Raw genomic sequence first — 19,378 nt, 5'->3', positions numbered from 1 at the left:
CTGTGTGCGAACCTTTGCAAATCACATCGGCAGCGGCTGCCCGACCAAACGCCCCATCACGCCAAACACCCCCAGTGCCCTGATCGTGTCCAACTCGCCCTGGGTTTCTACTTTCTCCGCTATCAAGGGCAAGTCGATGCTGTGGGTCGTGCGGCAAACCGCCTCGATGAACAGTCGTTTGTCACGCTCAACATCGATGCCACGGATGTAGGCCCCGTCGATTTTAAGGTACGCCAATCCCAGTTGAGTGAGGTTGCCAATCTGGCTGAAATGACCGCCAAAATGCTGCAGCCCGATACGGTAACCGGTGTCGAGCAGGCTGTGGCTCAAGCGTTGCAACTGGTCCGGCGGCGGCAGTTGGCGCTCATCGATTTCCAGGGTCAGCAAGGGCGCCAGTTCCGGCAGGGATTCGAGCATATCGAGGATCATTTGCACCTGCGCCTGATCGCGCAAGGTGCTGCCGGACAGGCTCAACGCCAGCGGCAAACGGTTGACGACGAGGTATTCGAGGGTGGCTTCAAGCATCGCCAGGTCGAATCGTGCCGACCAGCCAAAACGCTCGATCCACGGCAAGAACTGGCCGGCGGCAATCGCTTCGCCCTGTGGATCGAGCAGGCGTGCAAGAACCTTGTGATGCAGCACCTGGCGGGTGTCGGCGCATTGCACCACCGGTTGGAAATACAACTGCAGTTTCCCTTCGTTCAGGGCGTCGTCGAGCCAGGCATGCCAGTGCTGTTGTGCCTGCTTTGGCGCACTGTCGCTACGGCCCAACACAGTCCAGGGGCGCTCGGGATGCTGCCGGGCTTCGTTCAGTGCCTGGTCCAGTTGGTGCAGTACGTGGCTTGCCGGATCGCCGGGGTGGAAGGCGACGATGCCCAGATGGGCGACGGGCATGCAATCACTGTCACCGGTCAGGCGCAGGTTCTCCAGGGTGGCGCTGATCTCGGCGGCCAGGCGTGTTGCATCCTCGGTATCGAGGTCCGGTGCCAGCAGGCTGAATTCGCCGCCGCGATTGCGTGCTGCCAGCCAGGTGCGACGTTGCGGAACTTGAGTCAGGCGCTTGAGCAATTCGCCGACCGCGCGGATCAACGCATCGGTGCGCTGCCCGCCGAGGCGCTGATTGAGGCCGGCCAAGTCGTTTAGCCGCAGCATCAGCAGGTGACCATCGCCATTTTGCTCGGTGACCAGTAATTGATCGGCCAGTTGTTCATCGAGCAATCGCCGGTTGGCCAGCCCTGTCAGGCTGTCCTGATAGGATTCGTTGAGCAGTTTTTCACTGCGCGCAGCCTCTTCGGCGAACAGCGTCTTGAGTTTCTCGACCATCTGGTTCATCGCCAGCACTACACGTTTCAATTCCGGTGTGCGCGGCAGCGTCGGCAAGCTGAGAAACTCGCGTTTGCTGATGGCTTCCGCCTGGCGGACCATGTTGTCGAGCGGACGAAATTGTCGACGCAGCAACCAGCCGCCGAACACCGCACTGAGCAGCCCGCAGAGCAACAGCCAGACAAGACTGCCCAGTGTGCTGTCCCAGAGTTTGGCCAGGGCGAATTGTGGATTGCTCAACACCTCGACCCGCGCCACCTGTTGCCAGCCCCGGGTGATCAGTGCATCGCCACCCTCGGGACGCAAATTAACCAGGTTGACGAACCAGCCAGGCACGCCATCGATTTGTTCAGGATTGCTGCGCTGAACCAGCACCTGCCGGTTCTCGAGGTGGGTGACGCGGATATCGCTGAAATAGCCACTGTCGAAAATCGAACTGACCATCAACTCCATCATGGCCGGGTCGTCGATTTGTGTGGTCAAGGTCAGGCCCAGGGCGGTTGCGGCGTCCTGGGCGTGGGCCCGCAACTGCCCAAGCGTCTGCTCGCGAGAACTTTCCAGGCTGGCATAAAAACTGCCGCTGAAGGCCACCAGCAAGAACAGGCAGATGGCGAGAAACAACTGGTTGCGCAGTTTCATCGAGCGCTCCTTGGCGTGGCGGCTAACCGTCGCCCACGGCGAATCCTTCGGCTTGCATTTTTTGCAAGACATCTTGCCAGCGAGACAACTTTTTCGAGTCGCCGCTGCGCGGGTTACCAGGCTTGCCGGGCAGGTACAGGCCTTCGGCGTTGAACGCATACACCGGCAACAGGTCCTTGCGCTGCGAAGCGGGGCGGATTTCGCCGATCAGGTTGTCGAGTACCAGCGGTTCGGCGCCGGGGCTGCTGTAATAAGTCAGCACCATGTGCGCCTGGTTTTGGGTCAGGGCCTTCACGTAAGTAATGCGCAGCTTGTCGCTGGGAATGCCCAGTTGGCGCAGGCTGAAATATTTCGCCAGGGCGTAGTCTTCGCAATCGCCGGCGGCCTTGATCAGCGCCTCGACCGGCGTGGCCCAGTAATCATTCTGCTGCCAGATGCGAGCATCGTCCTGGAAATCCAGCTGCTGGTTGAAGTAGCGATTCACCGCCTTCAATTGCTCCTGCTCGGGCAGGTTGCGTTCGCCTTGCAGCATTTCACTCCAGGACTGGATTCGTCCCTGTGTCGGTCCCAGGCGGGCATAACGCTTTTCGGCGGTTTGCGCGATCTGCGCGAAATCCCAGCGAGGCCAGGGACTGCCAGGCACAACCAAAGGAAAACTGACCAGCAACAGCCATGCGCCAAACCGAAGTCGGAATGTTGACCATTCTGGACTACCCGGACTTCGTGGCATGCCTGGCTGCTCGAATGCAGAGAGGTGAAGTCTAGGTGGTGGTTGGGTAGGCGTCGACCCTTGGGCGGGGGAGTAACCGTCAGGATTTACGCAGGGTTTTCTGCCGAAGGATGTACAGGGTCACCAACACCGCACTGGTCAGCATGAACCCTCGTGCCCAAGGCATTGGCACCAGGTAGCAGGAGAACAGGATGCTGGTCCACATCAGGCCGATGGCGTAGACCTTGCCCTTGAGCGGAATGCCGTTACCCTCGAGGTAGTCACGGATCCATGGCCCGAGCCGCGGGTGCTCCACCAGCCAATGATAGAAACGCGGTGAACTGCGGGCGAAACAGGCAGCCGCCAGCAACAGGAAGGGCGTGGTGGGTAACACCGGCAGGAAAATCCCGAGCACCCCCAGCGCTACGCTCAGCCAGCCGATAGCCAGCAGCACGTAGCGCAACATCAGGGAGCGGTTGCCTATGGGGTTGTCCATAGGCAAAACCTTAGTGGTGACGTGGCTTGAGGATCGCCGGTTTTTCGTCCGGTGCGTTGCACAGCAGGTACAGCGCAGTCAGGGCTTCCGGGATCTGCACGATCATGTCGTCCATCAGGTTGGCGTCGGCGGCAATGTCGGAGAATTCCGGTTGCTCGTCGAACAGGCCCGAACCGACCATGATCGGCAGCAGCATTTCGCTGACTTCGTCTTCGGCGGTTTCGAACCAGGCTTCTTCGCGCAGGAATACGCCTTCCATGAAACCGATGCACCAGCCGCGCAGGTCGGAATCGTCCGGATCTTCGCCCAGGTCCAGGTCGCACGGCAGCTCGAACTCTTCATCGGAGGCCAGTTGACGGGCGATGTGGGCCTTGAGGCCGATCAGCGTGGCTTCGATCTCTTCGCGCTGGGCTTCGCTACTGTAATGCGGCTCTTCAGCGAAGAGGGCATCGATCCATTCACGATCGGGAACGACTTCGGAACAGATCGACAGCGCGGTGAGGTAGCCGTGGGCGGCCACGTAGTCCAGCGCCTCGTCATGCAGTTCATCGGCGTCGAGGAAGACTTGCAGGCGGGTTAGTTGCTCAGCGAAGGACATTAAAGGGCTACCTTGGGGAATATTCGATGCGGGAATTCTAGGCCTTCTTGAGCGCTTGGGCCAGCCGCACGGCATATTTGCACCCTAATGGACACCGCATTTCCCGTAGGAGCTGCCGCAGGCTGCGATCTTTTGATCTTGCTTGCAAAAAAACAAAATCAAAAGATCACAGCCTGCGGCAGCTCCTGCATAGAACTCATGTTGATTCCCTCTTCTCAGTGGCGCCCTTTGCCGGACAGGGGTCGGGTATACTCGCGCGTTTTGTGATGCCCTGCTGGCTTCGCGGCTCAAATACACAGCGTCATGCAATCTGTACTTACGATTTGTCGGTGCAAAGTTGCGGGTCCTGTACCAGCCTTGCAGGGATGTTTCGGTGATTTTTGGAGTTTTTATGCTCGAACAGGCTCAGCGCGTCCTCAAGGACATCTTCGGCTACGACAGTTTCCGTGGCCGCCAGGGTGCAATCATTGAGCGCGTGGCCAGTGGCGGCGATGCCCTGGTCCTGATGCCTACCGGCGGTGGTAAATCCCTGTGCTTCCAGGTGCCGGCGCTGCTGCGCGATGGCCTGGCGGTCGTGGTTTCGCCGTTGATCGCGCTGATGGACGATCAGGTCGCGACCCTCGAAGAGCTCGGTGTGGCCGCTGCGGCATTGAACTCAACGCTCAGTGCCGAGCAACAGCGTGACCTGGCGGCAAGGATCCGGCGCGGCGAGGTGAAAATGCTCTACCTCGCGCCCGAGCGACTGGTCCAGCCACGCATGCTGAGCTTTCTGCAAGGGCTGGACATCTCACTGTTCGCCATCGACGAAGCCCATTGCGTGTCCCAATGGGGTCATGACTTTCGCCCGGAATACCTGCAATTGGGCCAGTTGGCGGAACTGTTCCCCGACGTCCCGCGCATCGCACTGACCGCCACCGCCGACAAGCGGACCCGTGAAGAGATCGTCACGCGCCTGCACCTGCAGGACGCCGAGCGCTTCCTGTCGAGCTTCGACCGGCCGAACATCTTTTATCGCATCGTGCCCAAGGAACAGCCGCGCAAGCAGTTGTTGGCGTTTCTCGCCGAGCGTCGCAGCGATGCCGGCATCGTCTATTGCCTGTCGCGCAAGAAAGTCGAGGAAGTGGCCGCGTTCCTCACGGAACAAGGTTTCCCGGCGCTGCCGTATCACGCCGGCCTGCCCAACGATCTGCGCGCCCACAACCAGAAGCGCTTCCTCAACGAGGAAGGCCTGATCATGGTCGCGACCGTGGCCTTTGGCATGGGCATCGACAAACCCAACGTGCGCTTTGTCGCTCACCTCGACTTGCCGAAGTCGCTTGAGGCCTATTACCAGGAAACCGGACGCGGCGGCCGTGACGGTTTGCCGGCCGACGCCTGGATGGCCTACGGCCTGCAAGACGTGGTGATGCTCAAGCAAATGTTGCAGAACTCCGAAGGCGACGAACGCCACAAGCGTCTAGAGCAACACAAGCTCGATGCCATGCTCTCGCTGTGCGAGGAAACCCGCTGCCGTCGCCAGACATTGCTCGCCTACTTTGATGAAGAAATGCCCGAGCCCTGCGGGCATTGCGACAACTGTGTCGACGGCGTGCAAACCTGGGACGCCACCGAGCCCGCCCGCCAGGCACTGTCGGCAATCTACCGGACAGGCCAGCGCTACGGTGTCGGGCACCTGGTGGATGTCTTGCTGGGCAAGGACAACGAAAAGGTGCGCAACTTCGGGCATCAGCACCTCTCGGTGTACGGAGTCGGCAAGGCGATGGCCGAAGGCGAGTGGCGTTCGTTGTTCCGCCAGTTGGTCGCCCGTGGCCTGGCCGACATCGATCTGGAAGGCTATGGCGGCCTGCGCCTGAGCGACACGTGCCGGCCACTGCTCAAAGGCGAAGTGACCCTTGAGCTGCGTCGCGACCTGAAGGCGCAAACCACAGCCAAGAGCAGCAAGAGCCAGGCGAGCCAGCTCGTCCGGGGTGAAGAGCGCGAACAGTGGGAAGCCCTGCGTGCCCTGCGCCGCAAGTTGGCCGAAGAACATGGCGTACCGCCGTACGTCATTTTTCCCGATTCGACCTTGCTGGAAATGCTGCGCAGCCAGCCCACCTCGCTGGCGCAAATGGCCCGTGTCAGTGGCGTCGGTGCGCGCAAGCTGGAGCGTTATGGCGAGGCTTTCCTCGAAGTCCTTGGTGGCCAGGCGGAAGCACCGAAAGTGGTGGCAGACCTACGCCACGAACTGATCACCCTGGCGCGTGCCGGCATGACGCCGTTGCAGATCGCCGGGCAGTTGCAATGCTCGGAAAAGAACGTCTACACCATGCTCGCCGAAGCCATTGGCAAACAGCAGCTGTCACTGGAACAGGCGCTGGATCTACCGGAGGACTTGATGGGCGAAGTCCAGGATGCGTTCCTCGACGGTGAGGGCGAACTGCCACCTGTGTCGGAAATTTCCGCGCTGTTTGCCGGTCGGGTGCCCGAAGGGGTTTTGTACTGTATTCGCGCCGCCCTGCAGTCCGAATTCGAACTTTGAGCGGTCGGTCCCGCTGATGTAACGATTCAGTACAGAACAAGCCTTGCCTCCAGCCAAGGCTCATGCTTAGCTGACTAATTATTAGTATTTCTCTAATTTCAGTCTGATCATGAGTGTTTTATGCCGTTGACCGATCAACACCGTTTTGGCATGCAACTGGCCCAGATGTCGCGTGGCTGGCGTGCCGAGCTTGACCGTCGTCTTGCCGGCCTGGGATTGTCCCAGGCCCGCTGGCTGGTGCTGCTGCACCTGGCGCGCTTCGAACAGGCCCCGACCCAGCGTGAGCTGGCGCAAAGCGTCGGTGTCGAGGGACCGACCCTGGCCCGGCTGCTCGACAGCCTGGAAAGCCAGGGCCTGGTGCAACGTCAGGCGGTGGTGGAAGACCGTCGGGCGAAAAAAATCGTGCTGTGTGCCCCGGCGCGTCCCCTGATCGAACAAATTGAAACCATTGCCACCCAACTGCGACATGAACTCTTCGAGGGTGTCGATGAGGCCGATGTAAAGGTCTGCATGCGGGTTCATGGGCACATTCTGGCCAACCTCGAAAAATCCTGAGACAAAGCTTCCCACCAGACTTTTGAGTGAGCGTATTGGGCAGTCTATAAGAACTACTCGGCAATATCGTGTTCGTACCGGATGCGCGAACACGTGCAGATTGGTTTTTGGTGACCTAAGGGATGTTCATGCTCCAGAGTCGGCTGTTGGTTGTACGGTATGGTGCCAGACTGTTGCTGGCCAGTGCCGCCGTCACGTACTCGGCCTGGGTGCCGGCGTTGGGCCTGGGTGAAATCACCCTTCATTCGGCATTGAATCAGCCGCTGCGCGCTGACATCGCCCTGCTGGACGCTGCCGGACTGGAAGAGGGCGAGTTATCGGTCCGCCTGGCAACGGCGGACGAGTTCAGTCGCGCCGGCGTCGAGCGTGTGTTTTTCCTCAACGACCTGAAATTCACGCCCATCCTGCGAGGCGATCGCAGCCTGATCCGGGTCAGCTCCAGTAAACCGGTGAAGGAACCCTACCTGGATTTTCTCGTTCAGCTCGACCAGCCCAATGGCCGCTTGTTGCGCGAGTACACCGTGCTCATCGATCCTCCGGGGGGCGCGGACATTGCATCGACTGGCGATGAACCATCGCTGGACCGTCCTGCTTCGGCATTCCCCAGTGTTCAGCCGGCAGTCGCATCCTTGCCTGCAAACAGGGAATCGCCGGCAACACCTGTGGATCCTCTGGCAGAACAGCTGTCTGCCAGTGTCCTGCACAACCAGCAGTTGCAGGCGACCCTCGATGAGCTCAACGCAAAGCTTCAGGCACAGGACGAACAGCTCGCCGTTGAGAAAAGGCAGGTGAGCGAGTTGCAAGCCCGATTGGCGCAGGTCCAGCAGGCTCCAACGGAGCCGGTTGTCGTGGCACCTGTGCCGGTCGTGGTTGAGGAACCAGGGGTGAACTGGCTATGGATGCTTGGATTTGTGACGCTGCTGGCCTTGGCGCTGCTGCTTGCATGGGGGCGTCGTCAACGACAGCAGGGTCAGGCTTCGCCAGAGCCAGCGCAACATGACCAGCCGATCAATCCACCCGCAGCGCACGGTGAGAAAACACTTCAGGAGGCCCGCGTCCACCCTCCACAATTGAGCACTCTTGCCCCCGTCGCGCTTGTTACATCGGCGGTGTTGTCCACGGCAGCGCCCTCGCAGCCGTTACCTACCGATGAGTTCCAGTTGAATCTGGACGACTTGTCGATGGATACGAATTGGGATTTGGGCCCGACGGAAAACACCCCACCCAGCGAAGCGCCAGCGCTGCCCGAGCTCGAAATCGAATGGACCATCGAACCCGCTTTCCCGGACGATAAACTTTAGGGGCAACGGTGCGGCGATCCGACATGCCGGCGAACCGGGCGCCGCGGTGTCTCTGCTGCACCGCGTTATCGTTCTTCGCGGGCACGCCTGGCTCCTACAGTGCTGCCTAATCGTTCATATCGGACAATAAAGACCGTTATCATGGTAACGCCCTACGCCTCAGGAATTTCGCCGATCATGACCACCAGCAAACCGGAAATCGTCATCACCTATTGCACCCAATGCCAGTGGCTTTTGCGTGCGGCCTGGCTGGCCCAGGAACTGCTCAGCACCTTTGGCGATGACCTGGGCAAGGTGTCTCTGGTGCCCGGCACCGGCGGGGTTTTTCACATTTTCTGTGACCAGGTACAGCTCTGGGAGCGCAAGGCGGACGGCGGTTTCCCCGAGGCCAAGGTGCTCAAGCAGCGAGTCCGCGACCAGATCGATCCAGACCGCGACCTGGGGCATAACGATCGCACTCAGTGAGACACCGCCTCTGCGACAACGGCTTTTTTGCTGGAACCGCTTGAAAGCCTGCTGGACACCACGATTGCGACGATGATCAATGTGCCGCCAAGCAGCATGCGCAGGGTCGGGTTTTCATTGAATAACAGCCAGGCCATGGTGATCCCGTAAACCGGCTCAAGGGCGAAGACCACAGCGGCGGTCCGCGCCTTGATCACCGCCAGGCTGGCGACAAACAGGCTGTGTGCAACGCCGGTGCAGAACACCCCGAGCAGACCGATCCATAGCCAGTCGATGGCTCGCACTTCGCTCAGGTGCGGGGCCGCTGCCGGCAGCAGGCATAATCCGACCACTACGTTCTGGCACAACGCCGCCTGCACCGGCGGGATGCGCGCGGAGCTGGCGCGGTTGGTCAGCGACAACAGGGAAAACAGCAGCCCCGAGGCGATCGACCAGAGCAGGCCGGTGGTGGCGCCACTGCCCAGGTCGAACTCAGGCGTGACCAGCACCAGCCCGACACTGACCAGTGCCACCAGCAGGATTTCATTGGCGCGGATGCGCTCGCGGAAAATCAGCCCTTCAAGGATCACGGTAAAGGCCGGGAAGCTGGCAAAGCCCAGGGTGGCGATGGCTACGCCTGCGATCTTCACCGAAACGAAGAAGCTCACCCAGTGCCCGGCCAGCAGCAAACCGCTGAGCAACAGTCGGCGAACATCCACGGCTTCGAGTTTCTGCCAGCGGGTCTGGCTGGCGAAGCGTGCAAAGCACGCCAGCGCCAGCACCGCGAACGCTGCCCGGCCGAAGACGATGATTGACGCAGAGGCGACGGCAAGTTTGCCGAATACGCCAGTCAAGCCGAACATCAATGCGCCGATATGCAGGGCGCCCAGGGCGGTACGGGGAGTCATGGCTATCCTTGAGAAAGTGAGCACGGTCATTTAACCGCGCCCGCTGGCGCTGTGTCTGTCGCCAGGCTCGCGTTATTTGTCGCCAGCCTCGCGCCGCAGCTTACCGGGCGACGCGCCGAACTCGCGCAGCACTGCAGCGGCAAAGGCGCTTTGGGAGCTGTAGCCGACCCGACTGGCAATCTCGCCAATAGGCAGCGCCGAATGGCGCAGCAAGCTCATGGCCTTGTGCAAGCGTCGGCTGCGGATGTAATCCATCGGCGTCTGCCCGCATTCGGCCACGAACCGTGCATGCAACCGTGCGCTGGATAGACCGGCTACGCGGGCCAAGTCGGCGACTTGCAGCGGGTAGGCGGCGTATTGGTCAATGTGCGCATTCAAGGCGGCGTAAGGCAGGCGCCGGCCACCCACCGAGTCGGGCCTGGTGTTGTTGAGGCTGGCCAGTAGTAGCACCGCGCCCTGTTGCGCGATCACCGGGTCATCGACCTGGCTGTTGGCCAACCATTCGACCAGTTGGCTCTGTCCCGCATCCAGCGACAAGCGACCGGCGTTGTCGAGCAGGCGCCGACTGGCATCGGCATGATCGCCCAGGGATTGGCCGAGCCATTGATCGTCAGGCACGTCCAGGACCAGGCAACGACTGCCGTCGGGGCTACCGCAGGCATGGTGAAAACCAGAGGGAATCACCACGAAGCTTTGCTGGACCACCTGGCTGCCACGCCCGTCGACCTCGAAATCCAACGCACCCGACAGCCCGAACACCAATTGCGCGTGCTCGTGGCTATGGACGATCAGGTCATGGGTGTAATGGCGCAGGGTAAGGATCGGTCTCATCGCGGCTCTCGTTACAGGCTCTCGTTACAAACTTTCGTTACAGGCTCTCATTGCAGGGTTGATGAGTCAGGGCCCAGTCTACACCGACACGGCTTGCGCGCGCCGTCACAGGACTGACTTGCCATTGTCATGGGTCATTAACCCGACCGGTTCAAGCTTGCCAAAACTTGTCCTGAGGGTCGCCCATGACCAGCGCCGAGCTCGCCAAACCCAGTCGTAAGCAACGTGTGCGCACCTTGTGGATTTCCGACGTGCACCTGGGCACGCGCGATTGTCAGGCCGAGCACCTGTCGCAGTTTCTCAAGGGCTATCACGCAGACAGGATCTACCTGGTCGGCGATATCATCGACGGCTGGAAACTGCGCGGCGGCATGTACTGGCCCCAGGCGCACACCAATGTGATCCGGCGCCTGTTGACCATGAGCAAGCGCGGCACCGAGGTCATCTACGTCACCGGCAACCACGACGAATTCCTGCGCCGTTATTCGAAACTGATCCTGGGCAACATCCAGTTGGTGGACGAAGCGGTGCACGTGACCGCCGATGGCCGGCACCTGCTGGTGATCCACGGCGATCAGTTTGACGTGATCACTCGCTATCACCGCTGGCTGGCGTTTCTCGGCGACTCGGCCTACGAATTCACCCTGACCCTCAACCGCTGGCTCAACCATTGGCGCGCCCGATATGGCTACGGTTACTGGTCGCTGTCGGCGTACCTCAAGCACAAGGTCAAGACTGCAGTCAGCTTCATCAGTGATTTTGAAGAGGCCATTGCCCATGAGTGCGTCAAGCGCGAGCTGCATGGGGTGGTGTGCGGGCACATTCACCATGCCGAGATCCGCAAGGTCGGCGAGGTGGATTACCTCAATTGTGGTGATTGGGTGGAGTCGTGCACGGCGCTGATCGAGCATTGGGATGGCACGATCGAGTTGTATCGGTTGGCCGATGCCCAGGCGCGGGAGGCGCAGTTGAAGGCGGCGAAGGTGGCGGAACTGGCCTAAGAGTTTTGACGTCTGGACTGGCCTCTTCGCGAGCAGGCTCGCTCCCACATTTTGATCGCACTTTACTGAACGAATTCGGTCACCTGTGGGAGCGAGCCTGCTCGCGAAGAGGCCGGCGCGGGCACCGCAGATCTGTCATGCAGGCGAATACTCCTCCATCGCCGCCTTGTAGAGCGAATTCTTCGGCTGGGCAAACAAGCGCTCCATCATAGGCTCGAAGAAACTCAGCGGCAGCGTGTCATACGCTGGATCAAACGCCGCCGCATCGTACTTGGCACAGAACTCGATGGTCGCCTGATACTGCGGATGGTCGCGAAATTGTTCGCGCAGGTGCCGATCCATGCCCAGGTGATGGAAGAAGTAATAGCCCTGGAAAATCCCGTGCTTTTCCACCATCCACAGGTTCTCAGGGCTGACGAAAGGCTTGAGGATCGCGGCGGCGATGTCCGGGTGGTTATAGGAACCCAGGGTGTCGCCGATGTCGTGGAGCAGGGCGCAAACGACGTATTCTTCGTCGCGGCCATCGCGCCAGGCACGGGTGGCAGTTTGCAGCGAGTGGGTCAGGCGGTCCACGGGGAAACCACCGAAGTCACCTTCCAGTAACTTCAGGTGCGCGACGATCCGTATTGGCAACTGACGAGCATAGGCGCTGAAGTCCGCGGCGATGATCGCCCAGTCTTCCTGCGTACCATCCTTCATGTGAGTAAAACGGGCATTGGCATTCATCGGCAATCCTCTGGTGATCTAGAACGGCACACGTCCCAGAATCATGTCGCGATACATGACGAAATCGCCGAGCAGGCTGTAGAAAGGGTGCTGGAAGGTTGCAGGACGATTCTTCTCGAAGAAGAAATGCCCGACCCAGGCGAAGCTGTAACCCGCCAGCGGCAAAACCCACAACAGCATCCAGGCGCCACGACCGATGGTCAGCGCCAGAATGAAAATCACCAGCGTCGTGCCGATGAAGTGCAATCGTCGACAGGTGCTATTGCTGTGTTCGCTGAGGTAATACGGGTAAAACTCAGCGAAACTGTTGAAACGCTTGATGTTTTCCACGACTGCGATCTCTGTGGTCATTGTTCTGGCCGCAAGTTGTTCGGCGGGTAGCTTATTTGAGTCTAGAGTGATCATTGGCGTCAGCCAGTGACAATAGGCGCCACTTTAGTATCCTTCGGAAAACTTGCCGCGACAGACGGCTCACCAAGACAGTAGACGCCATGAGCGAACGAACGACTTCTGCAAGCTGGGCGATGGGGATTGTCAAAGCACTGGAAATGGACGGCCTGGATTGCCGGGTTTTGTTCAAGCAGCTGGGGCTCGACTACGCGGCACTCGATGATCCGGATGCACGCTTCCCGCAAGATTCCATGACACGACTGTGGCAACGGGCGGTTGAACTGTCCGGCAACCCGGCGATCGGCCTGAACATGGGCAAGGTGGTGCGGCCCGCGCAGTTTCATGTGACGGGCTATGCCTTGATGTCCAGCCAGACCCTGGCCGAAGGGTTCAAGCGGCTGGTGCGCTACCAGCGGATCATCGCCGAAAGCGCCGACCTGAGTTTCCGCCTGCTGGATGAGGGCTATGCGCTGATTCTGACGGTGCATGGCGACCATTTGCCGCCTACCCGGCAAAGCGCCGAAGCCTCGCTGGCTTGCGCCCTGGCACTGTGTGGCTGGCTGACCGGGCGCACGCTGCATCCGCGCAAGGTCCTGGTGCAAGGCGCTGAACCGGTCAATCTCGAACCCTACAAACAAGCCTTCCATGCGCCACTGGTATTCAACGCACCCTACGATGCGCTGATTTTCGAACGGGCGGACATGGAGGCGCCGCTGCCGACGGCCAACGAAGCCATGGCGTTGTTGCACGACCGCTTCGCCGGCGAATACCTGGCGCGATTTTCCGAGAGTCGAGTCACGCACAAGGCGCGGCAGGTTTTGTGCCGATTGCTGCCCCAGGGCGAACCCAAGCGCGATGCGGTCGCGCAGACGTTGCACCTGTCGCAACGCACCCTGCAACGGCGTCTGCAGGAGGAGGGCACGAGTTTCCAGACGTTGCTCGACGACACCCGCCGTGAGCTGGCCGAACAGTACCTGGCGCAGCCGACCATGACCCTGCTGGAAATTGCCTACCTGCTGGGGTTCGCTGATCCGAGCAATTTCTTCCGCGCGTTCCGCCGCTGGTTTGACACCACGCCCGGCGAGTACCGGGCGCGATTGACGGGAACGCCGGTGCCGGTCAGTGACGCCAGAACGCCGGAATACACAGCACAAACACCGTAATGATCTCCAGTCGGCCCAAGAGCATGCCGAACGAGAGGATCCATTTGGCGGCGTCCGGCAGCGAGGCGAAGTTGCCGGCCGGACCGATGGTCTCGCCCAGGCCCGGGCCGACGCCGGACACGGTGCTGGCGGCGCCGGTCAGGGCGGTCATCCAGTCCACCCCGAGCAGTGACAGCAATAGCGCGATCACGCAGATGGTAATCGCGAAGAAGAAGGAAAAGGTCAGGATCGATCGTACGATCTCTTCATCGAGGCGGTGACCGTTGTACTTCTGCTTGATCACCGCCCGTGGGTGAATCAGTTGGTTAAGGTTAGCCTTGAGCAGGATATAGGCGACCTGGAAGCGGAAGATCTTGATCCCGCCAGCGGTCGAGCCGGAGCAGCCGCCAACAAAGCCCAGATAGAAGAACAGCATCAGCGAGAAGTTTCCCCACAGGCTGTAGTCCCCCAGCGCGAAACCGGTGGTGGTGACCACCGACGTCACGTTCAGCGCCACATGTCGCAACGCCTCCAGCCAATGCAACTGGGTGGTCCACCAGTACCAGGTGCCGAGCACCAGCCAGGTCACCAGCAGCATCCCGAGCAAGCCCTGGACCTGTTGGTCCTTGATCAGCGCCCGGCGGTTACCGCGCAGGGTCGCCACATACAGGGTGAACGGCAGGCTGCCGAGAATCATGATGACGATGGCCACCCAATGCACCGCCGGCTGCGTCCACTTGGCCAGGGATTGGTCCGAGGTGGAAAAACCGCCCGTGGAAATCGCCGACATCGCATGGTTGATCGCATCGAACGGACTCATTCCGGCCCACCAGAACGCCAGGCTGCCGAAAATGGTGATGCCGACATAGGCCGCGACGATCAGGCGCGCCACCATGTGTGAGCGGGGCATGACTTTCTCGGAGCGGTCCGAGGATTCGGTCTGGAACAGCCGCATGCCACCGATGCGCAGCAGCGGCAGGATCGCCACCGCCATGCCGATGAATCCGATGCCGCCGATCCAGTGCAACAGCGAGCGCCACATCAGGATGCCGGGGGACATGTCGTCCAGGTGGTTGAGCACCGTCGAACCGGTGGCGGTGATCCCGGACATGCTTTCGAAGAACGAATCGGTGTAGCTGATGTGCTGGGTCAGCAGGAAAGGCAGCGCGGCGAAGATACACACCACCAGCCAACTGCTGACAGTCAGCAGGTACATGTCCCGTGGCCGCAAATGGACATGCTCGGGGCGCCCGGGAATGACCAGGGCGAGGCCCGCGACAAAGGTGATCATGCTCGCCCAGAGGAACGACGGCAGGTCGCCGGTGCGATCGAAGATCACCAGCGTACCCATGGGCACGACCATGGCGATGGCCAGGGTTATCAGGAAGATGCCGATGATGAAACCAATGAGACGTAAGGTCGGCAACGCCATGAAATCCGCTCGGCTGAAGTTAGGAGGGCGCCATTCTACCTGCGGGGCGGGGCATGTAAACCGCACTGCTTCAGTAGTTACAGCTAGAATAGCCGCACAATTTTTTCTGGAGGTGGCCGATGCAGGCTCTCGACGTTTTGCTCAACCGTGTTTCCGTCCCGCGCCTGATCGAACCGGCACCCACCCAGGCGCAACGTGAAGTGCTGTTTGCCGCAGCCATGCGTGCCCCGGACCACGGTCATTTGCAGCCTTGGCGTTTCCTGACGGTCGAAGGCGCGGCGCGCGAGCAAATGGGCGAGTTGCTGGCCGAGGCGGCAAAGTTGCAGGACGCTGAAGTGACCGAAGCGGCCATCGACAAGGCACGCAACGGACCACTGCGGGCGCCCTTGGTGGTGGTCGTGATCGCGCGGGTGCAGGATCACGTCAAGTATCCGAGGTCGGAGCAGCTGCTGGCGGCGGGTTGTGCAGCCCACGGGATCTTGCTGGCGGCCTATGCGCAAGGTATTGGTGCGGTCTGGCGTACCGGGGACCTGGCCTATTCGCCGCATGTGGCCAAGGGCTTAGGGTTGACTGAAGGCGAAGAGGTGATTGCCTTTCTGTACCTGGGTACGCCGCTGAAGGAACCCCGCGTTGCGGAGAAGGTTGATCTGGCGGAGTTCGTCAGCGCCTGGCCAGCCGCATAAAGATCGTTCCCAGCAGAGCGTGGGAACGATCAATCAGGCGGCGACTCCCGGCACCAGCGGCAATTCCAGGCTGGCAATGAACCCGCCCTCCGGATGATTGGCCAGCACCAGGCTTCCGCCATGCCGTTCCGCCGCTCGCCGGGCAATCGCCAGTCCCAGGCCATGCCCGGCCGCCGTCTGCCCGGGCGCACGATAGAACGGCTCACCCAGCTGGCTCAAATGTTCCTCGTCCGCCCCCGGCCCGTGGTCACGCACGGTCACCACAATCCGTTCTCCTTGCCGCAGCGCCTGCATTTCGATCGGCAGGCCGCCCGCCGGGTTGAAGCGCTGGGCGTTGCGCAACAGATTGTCCACGGCTCGCTCGATCATCGTCGGCCAACCCTTGAGGGTCAGTTGCGACTCGGCTTCAAGGTGCACGAGCTGATCGGGTGAACTCAGTTGTGCATCCTTTTGCAACGTATTGAGCAGGGCGTTGAGATCCACCTCTTCGGCACTGGCGTTATCGGCGTCAACCCGTGCCAGCACGAGGATTTCGCTGATCAACGCTTCGAGGCGGTCACATTCGCGGGTCAGGCGCGGCCAGAGTTTCTCCCGTTCCTGCGGCGTGGCGCGCTCGGCCAATGCCAGCGCAATGCGCAGGCGAGCGAGGGGCGAACGCAGTTCGTGTGACACATCGCGCAGCAGCTGGCGTTGACTGCCGATCAGGCTTTGCAGGCGCGCGCCCATGCGATTGAAGTCGTTGGCCAGTACGCCGAATTCGTCGCGGCGGTTGGCCAGTTTGACCAGGCTGTTCTGTTGATAGGTGGTTTGTCCCAGGTCATGCACCGCACCGCGCAAGCGGCTCAGAGGGCGGGTGATGGACAAGGTGACCAACAGGCTGAACAGGGTCAGCACCACTAATGCGATCCCCAGCGCACTCAACGGCCAGAGCAGGCTTTCGCGGTGCCAGGCGTCGAGTTCCGGATGTGGAATCCGGTAGATGAACAGATAGGTGTCACCACTTTTGTCGCTGGTGTATTCATCCGTCAGGCGACGCCATGGCAAGCGACGGTCATCATTGTTCTGCCGCGCTTCAAACGCAGCGGCGCGTCGCGGAAAGGTACCGCGTACGACCGGGTCGCCGCTTTCATTCAGGACCTGGACATCGATGTGATACTGGCGCTTGCGCTGCTGCAGAAGATCCTGGGCCGCGTCTTCGCCCTGGGATTCGTAAGTCTGCGTCCATTGCTCAGCCAGTGTATTGAGACCTGGGTGGCGACTGAGTATCCACGCATCCTGGTTGAGCATGTGCCCGAGCAGAATGGAGAGCCCTGCAACCAGGGCGATGGCCAGCCAAAAGCTGGCCAGGATTCGCCAGAACAATGAGCGCACAGAAAATCCTCAAGCAAACACAAAATCACCTGTAGGAGCGAGCATGCTCGCGAAAAACTCAAGGACAACACGGGCTACCTGATGCCCCCCGTTATCGTTGAAGTCCATCGCGAGCAGGCTCGCTCCCACAGTTCAGCGGTTAATTCGGGTTAGCGCATTATTGCGCTTTTTGTGCCTGTTGCGCTTTCCAGGCCTTGAATTCGGCCCACTCGGCGCGACGTTCAGCCTGCTTTTTCTGGATCTCGTCGAATTTCTTCTGTTGATCCGGTTTCAGCAACGCACGCACCTCGGCTTCGGCTTTCTTGTGGTTGGCGGCCATTTCATCTTTCATGGCTTTCTGGTCGGCTGGCGAGAGTTTTTCCAGGTACTTGTCGACCACTTGCTTACGCTCATGCATCTGCTCGCCCATGATCTTGCGGATCTGCTCGCGCTGCTCGCGGCTCAGGTCCAGTTGGCTGTACGGGCCTTTGCCGTGCATGCCGTGCATCTGACCGCCGTGGTGCGAACCGTCCATCGGGCCGCTTGGGCCTGCGCCTTCAGGCATGGCCATGGCAACGGTCGGCAGGGCGGCGGCGAACATCAAAGCGATAAGAGTCTTGCGCATGGTGAATCTCCTTGTCTCATTCCCGGTACGTTCCGGATGAGTACAGATTACGCAGATCAAGGTCAGCGGCGGTCAGCGGTACGTAAAGCTTGGGTAAAGATGGTGTTGTATTTGACCTGACCTGTAGGAGCCGGCTTGCTGGCGATCCTGGCGACGTGGTGTGTCTGTCACACCGCCATCCAGGGAATCGCGTGGCGTCAGAGACTGTAGTAGTAACCGCGGCTACGCAAAGCCACGATGCGCGGGCGGCCATCAGGATGCGGGCCAATCTTCTTGCGCAGGTTACTGACGTGCATGTCGAGGCTGCGGTCGTACAGGGTCAGCTTGCGACCGAGGGCGATTTGCGCCAGTTCCTGTTTATCCAGCGGCTCGCCGGGCTGCTTGAGCAGGGCTTCGAGCAGGCGGCTTTCGGAAACTGTAAGGGTGAATTCCTGTTCATCGATGCTGACCACGCCACGCACCGGGCTGAAACACAGGTCGCCCAGCTCCATCTGGCTGGACACCGCTGCGGGATGACTGCGGCGCAACACGGCGCGCAGGCGCGCTGTCAGTTCCCGCGGGTCGCAGGGTTTGGCCAGGTAGTCGTCGGCGCCGAGTTCCAGGCCGAGGATGCGGTCCAGGGGTTCGCCGCGGGCTGAAAGCATCAGCACCGGCAAGTCGGGGTGATCGCTGCGCAGTTGCTTGAGCAGTTCCAGGCCGCTGCCGTCCGGCAACATCACGTCCAATACCACGGCCGCCGGGGAAGTTTCAGCCAGCGCGCGGCGCGCGCTCTGACCGTCATGACAGGCGCGCACCTGAAACCCTTCCTGGCTCAGCCAACTGCCCAGGAGCTCACAAAGCTCCTGGTCATCATCAATTAGTAACAACTCGCTCATGGATCACTCAATTCAGCCATTGTCGACGTTTTCGCCTCGCACCACTGGCGAAGATACCGCAGAGCAGGGCCAATAGCGCCACCCCGGCGCCAATGACGAACCACTGTTGCTGATCGGTCAATAAGCGCGGGATCGAACTGCCGGCCTGCACTTCCCGAAGGTGCAGCTTGAGTCGCTGGTTCTCCTGGCGCAACCGGGCCAGTTGGACGCTTTCGCGCTCGCCATCGGCATTGTTCAATTGTTTGCTCAGTTCTTCTCGTTGCCGCTCGCTTTCCTTCAAGCGTTGCTGCAGTTCGTTGATCTGGCTGCCGGCGCTCAAGGACAGCGGCGTGGAGTTCGCGCCCTCGGCGGCTTCCTCACCGTGGGCAGGCGCCACGATCGACAACGTGACCAACATCAGACACAACGGACCCTTGCGCATCGCGACTCCTGATTCCAATACGGATATTGGGGAGTTTGTCGGCAGGCAAACGAGATTAATGAGCGATTGAGAACGCGATGAACCGAGAAGGTTCACCGCGCAGGGGGAGCTTACGGGAGGACTTGCTTGAAAGGCTTGACCAGAACGTTGGCGTAGACGCCTGCGGCGATGTACGGATCGGCGTCGGCCCAGGCCTGTGCGGCGCTCAGGGAGTCGAATTCGGCGACGATCAGGCTGCCGGTGAAACCCGCTGCCCCCGGATCATTGCTGTCGACCGCCGGATGCGGGCCGGCCAATACGATGCGACCTTCGCCCTTGAGCGCTTGCAGGCGCTCCAGGTGTGCAGGCCGTGCGGCCAGGCGGGCTTCCAGGGAGTTGGCGACGTCTGTGGCAATGATTGCGTAAAGCATG

21 protein-coding genes are annotated in these 19,378 nt (G+C 60.7%); 7 read left to right on the top strand and 14 right to left on the bottom strand.

Going from position 1 to position 19,378, the window contains the following annotated elements; genetic code table 11:
* Positions 1-21: 21 nt before the first annotated feature.
* The 4 genes from lapD to QLG10_RS15255 all read right to left on the bottom strand — a co-directional run bounded on the left by lapD (position 22) and on the right by QLG10_RS15255 (position 3,765).
* A complete protein-coding gene (gene lapD / locus QLG10_RS15270; RefSeq protein ID WP_110752653.1) occupies positions 22-1,962 on the bottom strand; it encodes a cyclic di-GMP receptor LapD in 1,941 nt (646 codons plus the stop codon).
* 22 nt (positions 1,963-1,984) lie between these two features.
* Positions 1,985-2,692, bottom strand: a complete 708-nt coding sequence (gene lapG / locus QLG10_RS15265) for a cysteine protease LapG (protein WP_110752655.1) — start codon at positions 2,690-2,692, stop codon at positions 1,985-1,987.
* Positions 2,693-2,771: 79 nt separating this feature from the next.
* Positions 2,772-3,167, bottom strand: a complete 396-nt coding sequence (locus QLG10_RS15260) for a YbaN family protein (protein WP_110752657.1) — start codon at positions 3,165-3,167, stop codon at positions 2,772-2,774.
* Between the two features lie 10 nt (positions 3,168-3,177).
* Positions 3,178-3,765 (bottom strand): YecA family protein, encoded by a 588-nt coding sequence (locus tag QLG10_RS15255; protein WP_020795388.1) that lies wholly within the window; start codon positions 3,763-3,765, stop codon positions 3,178-3,180.
* 391 nt (positions 3,766-4,156) lie between these two features.
* Here QLG10_RS15255 and recQ point away from each other — a divergent pair, with 391 nt between their 5' ends.
* The 4 genes from recQ (at position 4,157) to QLG10_RS15235 (ending at position 8,604) form a co-directional block, all read left to right on the top strand.
* Positions 4,157-6,283 (top strand): DNA helicase RecQ, encoded by a 2,127-nt coding sequence (recQ, locus tag QLG10_RS15250; protein WP_110752659.1) that lies wholly within the window; start codon positions 4,157-4,159, stop codon positions 6,281-6,283.
* A 120-nt stretch (positions 6,284-6,403) separates the two neighbouring features.
* Positions 6,404-6,838 (top strand): MarR family transcriptional regulator, encoded by a 435-nt coding sequence (locus tag QLG10_RS15245; protein WP_008055544.1) that lies wholly within the window; start codon positions 6,404-6,406, stop codon positions 6,836-6,838.
* A 173-nt stretch (positions 6,839-7,011) separates the two neighbouring features.
* Entirely contained in the window at positions 7,012-8,139 is a 1,128-nt protein-coding gene (locus QLG10_RS15240; protein WP_282487640.1) for a hypothetical protein, read from the top strand.
* A 177-nt stretch (positions 8,140-8,316) separates the two neighbouring features.
* Positions 8,317-8,604 (top strand): SelT/SelW/SelH family protein, encoded by a 288-nt coding sequence (locus QLG10_RS15235; RefSeq protein ID WP_110752661.1) that lies wholly within the window; start codon positions 8,317-8,319, stop codon positions 8,602-8,604.
* On the opposite strand, the gene QLG10_RS15230 is transcribed toward QLG10_RS15235, so the two are convergent.
* Both QLG10_RS15230 and QLG10_RS15225 read right to left on the bottom strand, forming a co-directional pair.
* Positions 8,598-9,491 carry a DMT family transporter gene (locus QLG10_RS15230; RefSeq protein WP_110752663.1) on the bottom strand — a complete coding sequence of 298 codons (894 nt, stop codon included), beginning with the start codon at positions 9,489-9,491 and terminating at the stop codon, positions 8,598-8,600. The two genes, QLG10_RS15235 and QLG10_RS15230, sit on opposite strands and share 7 nt — an antisense overlap.
* Before the next feature lie 72 nt (positions 9,492-9,563).
* Positions 9,564-10,322 carry an AraC family transcriptional regulator gene (locus QLG10_RS15225; RefSeq protein WP_248677057.1) on the bottom strand — a complete coding sequence of 253 codons (759 nt, stop codon included), beginning with the start codon at positions 10,320-10,322 and terminating at the stop codon, positions 9,564-9,566.
* A 185-nt stretch (positions 10,323-10,507) separates the two neighbouring features.
* Between QLG10_RS15225 and QLG10_RS15220 the strand changes: the two genes are divergently transcribed.
* Positions 10,508-11,323 carry a UDP-2,3-diacylglucosamine diphosphatase gene (locus QLG10_RS15220; RefSeq protein ID WP_110752666.1) on the top strand — a complete coding sequence of 272 codons (816 nt, stop codon included), beginning with the start codon at positions 10,508-10,510 and terminating at the stop codon, positions 11,321-11,323.
* Between the two features lie 135 nt (positions 11,324-11,458).
* On the opposite strand, the gene QLG10_RS15215 is transcribed toward QLG10_RS15220, so the two are convergent.
* Positions 11,459-12,049, bottom strand: a complete 591-nt coding sequence (locus tag QLG10_RS15215) for an HD domain-containing protein (protein ID WP_110752668.1) — start codon at positions 12,047-12,049, stop codon at positions 11,459-11,461.
* 18 nt (positions 12,050-12,067) lie between these two features.
* Positions 12,068-12,379, bottom strand: coding sequence for a DUF962 domain-containing protein (locus QLG10_RS15210; protein ID WP_033043007.1), 312 nt, complete (start codon positions 12,377-12,379; stop codon positions 12,068-12,070).
* A gap of 161 nt (positions 12,380-12,540) precedes the next feature.
* Between QLG10_RS15210 and QLG10_RS15205 the strand changes: the two genes are divergently transcribed.
* Entirely contained in the window at positions 12,541-13,602 is a 1,062-nt protein-coding gene (locus QLG10_RS15205) for an AraC family transcriptional regulator (RefSeq protein ID WP_223194262.1), read from the top strand.
* On the opposite strand, the gene QLG10_RS15200 is transcribed toward QLG10_RS15205, so the two are convergent.
* Positions 13,559-15,013 (bottom strand): TrkH family potassium uptake protein, encoded by a 1,455-nt coding sequence (locus QLG10_RS15200; RefSeq protein ID WP_110752672.1) that lies wholly within the window; start codon positions 15,011-15,013, stop codon positions 13,559-13,561. The two genes, QLG10_RS15205 and QLG10_RS15200, sit on opposite strands and share 44 nt — an antisense overlap.
* Positions 15,014-15,132: 119 nt before the next feature.
* On the opposite strand from QLG10_RS15200, the gene QLG10_RS15195 reads away from it, so the two are divergent.
* Complete coding sequence (locus QLG10_RS15195) at positions 15,133-15,696, top strand: NAD(P)H nitroreductase (RefSeq protein ID WP_282487639.1); 564 nt, start codon at positions 15,133-15,135, stop codon at positions 15,694-15,696.
* Between the two features lie 33 nt (positions 15,697-15,729).
* Here the strand turns inward: QLG10_RS15195 and QLG10_RS15190 are convergent, their stop codons facing one another.
* The 5 genes from QLG10_RS15190 to QLG10_RS15170 form a co-directional block, all read right to left on the bottom strand.
* Entirely contained in the window at positions 15,730-17,067 is a 1,338-nt protein-coding gene (locus tag QLG10_RS15190; RefSeq protein ID WP_110752676.1) for a HAMP domain-containing sensor histidine kinase, read from the bottom strand.
* 157 nt (positions 17,068-17,224) lie between these two features.
* Positions 17,225-17,671: an LTXXQ domain protein gene (locus QLG10_RS15185; protein ID WP_110752678.1), complete on the bottom strand. Its 447-nt coding sequence runs from the start codon at positions 17,669-17,671 to the stop codon at positions 17,225-17,227.
* A gap of 197 nt (positions 17,672-17,868) precedes the next feature.
* Complete coding sequence (locus tag QLG10_RS15180; RefSeq protein ID WP_008055526.1) at positions 17,869-18,546, bottom strand: response regulator transcription factor; 678 nt, start codon at positions 18,544-18,546, stop codon at positions 17,869-17,871.
* 7 nt (positions 18,547-18,553) lie between these two features.
* Positions 18,554-18,967 carry a translation initiation factor 2 gene (locus QLG10_RS15175; RefSeq protein ID WP_282487638.1) on the bottom strand — a complete coding sequence of 138 codons (414 nt, stop codon included), beginning with the start codon at positions 18,965-18,967 and terminating at the stop codon, positions 18,554-18,556.
* A 110-nt stretch (positions 18,968-19,077) separates the two neighbouring features.
* Positions 19,078-19,377, bottom strand: coding sequence for a YciI family protein (locus QLG10_RS15170; RefSeq protein WP_008021382.1), 300 nt, complete (start codon positions 19,375-19,377; stop codon positions 19,078-19,080).
* Between the last annotated feature and the right edge of the window lies 1 nt (position 19,378).

This window comes from Pseudomonas sp. V98_8, from assembly GCF_029967975.1.
GTDB lineage: Bacteria > Pseudomonadota > Gammaproteobacteria > Pseudomonadales > Pseudomonadaceae > Aquipseudomonas > Aquipseudomonas umsongensis.
This window is presented reverse-complemented; position numbering and strand designations above follow the sequence as displayed.

What these genes read in the sequence shown, in the direction of transcription:
- lapD (WP_110752653.1), bottom strand. Translation starts at nt 1,962, where the DNA reads ATGAAACTGCGCAACCAGTTGTTTCTCGCCATCTGCCTGTTCTTGCTG.
- lapG (WP_110752655.1), bottom strand. Translation starts at nt 2,692, where the DNA reads ATGCCACGAAGTCCGGGTAGTCCAGAATGGTCAACATTCCGACTTCGG.
- QLG10_RS15260 (WP_110752657.1), bottom strand. Translation starts at nt 3,167, where the DNA reads ATGGACAACCCCATAGGCAACCGCTCCCTGATGTTGCGCTACGTGCTG.
- QLG10_RS15255 (WP_020795388.1), bottom strand. Translation starts at nt 3,765, where the DNA reads ATGTCCTTCGCTGAGCAACTAACCCGCCTGCAAGTCTTCCTCGACGCC.
- recQ (WP_110752659.1), top strand. Translation starts at nt 4,157, where the DNA reads ATGCTCGAACAGGCTCAGCGCGTCCTCAAGGACATCTTCGGCTACGAC.
- QLG10_RS15245 (WP_008055544.1), top strand. Translation starts at nt 6,404, where the DNA reads ATGCCGTTGACCGATCAACACCGTTTTGGCATGCAACTGGCCCAGATG.
- QLG10_RS15235 (WP_110752661.1), top strand. Translation starts at nt 8,317, where the DNA reads ATGACCACCAGCAAACCGGAAATCGTCATCACCTATTGCACCCAATGC.
- QLG10_RS15230 (WP_110752663.1), bottom strand. Translation starts at nt 9,491, where the DNA reads ATGACTCCCCGTACCGCCCTGGGCGCCCTGCATATCGGCGCATTGATG.
- QLG10_RS15225 (WP_248677057.1), bottom strand. Translation starts at nt 10,322, where the DNA reads ATGAGACCGATCCTTACCCTGCGCCATTACACCCATGACCTGATCGTC.
- QLG10_RS15220 (WP_110752666.1), top strand. Translation starts at nt 10,508, where the DNA reads ATGACCAGCGCCGAGCTCGCCAAACCCAGTCGTAAGCAACGTGTGCGC.
- QLG10_RS15215 (WP_110752668.1), bottom strand. Translation starts at nt 12,049, where the DNA reads ATGAATGCCAATGCCCGTTTTACTCACATGAAGGATGGTACGCAGGAA.
- QLG10_RS15205 (WP_223194262.1), top strand. Translation starts at nt 12,541, where the DNA reads ATGAGCGAACGAACGACTTCTGCAAGCTGGGCGATGGGGATTGTCAAA.
- QLG10_RS15200 (WP_110752672.1), bottom strand. Translation starts at nt 15,013, where the DNA reads ATGGCGTTGCCGACCTTACGTCTCATTGGTTTCATCATCGGCATCTTC.
- QLG10_RS15195 (WP_282487639.1), top strand. Translation starts at nt 15,133, where the DNA reads ATGCAGGCTCTCGACGTTTTGCTCAACCGTGTTTCCGTCCCGCGCCTG.
- QLG10_RS15185 (WP_110752678.1), bottom strand. Translation starts at nt 17,671, where the DNA reads ATGCGCAAGACTCTTATCGCTTTGATGTTCGCCGCCGCCCTGCCGACC.
- QLG10_RS15180 (WP_008055526.1), bottom strand. Translation starts at nt 18,546, where the DNA reads ATGAGCGAGTTGTTACTAATTGATGATGACCAGGAGCTTTGTGAGCTC.
- QLG10_RS15175 (WP_282487638.1), bottom strand. Translation starts at nt 18,967, where the DNA reads ATGCGCAAGGGTCCGTTGTGTCTGATGTTGGTCACGTTGTCGATCGTG.
- QLG10_RS15170 (WP_008021382.1), bottom strand. Translation starts at nt 19,377, where the DNA reads ATGCTTTACGCAATCATTGCCACAGACGTCGCCAACTCCCTGGAAGCC.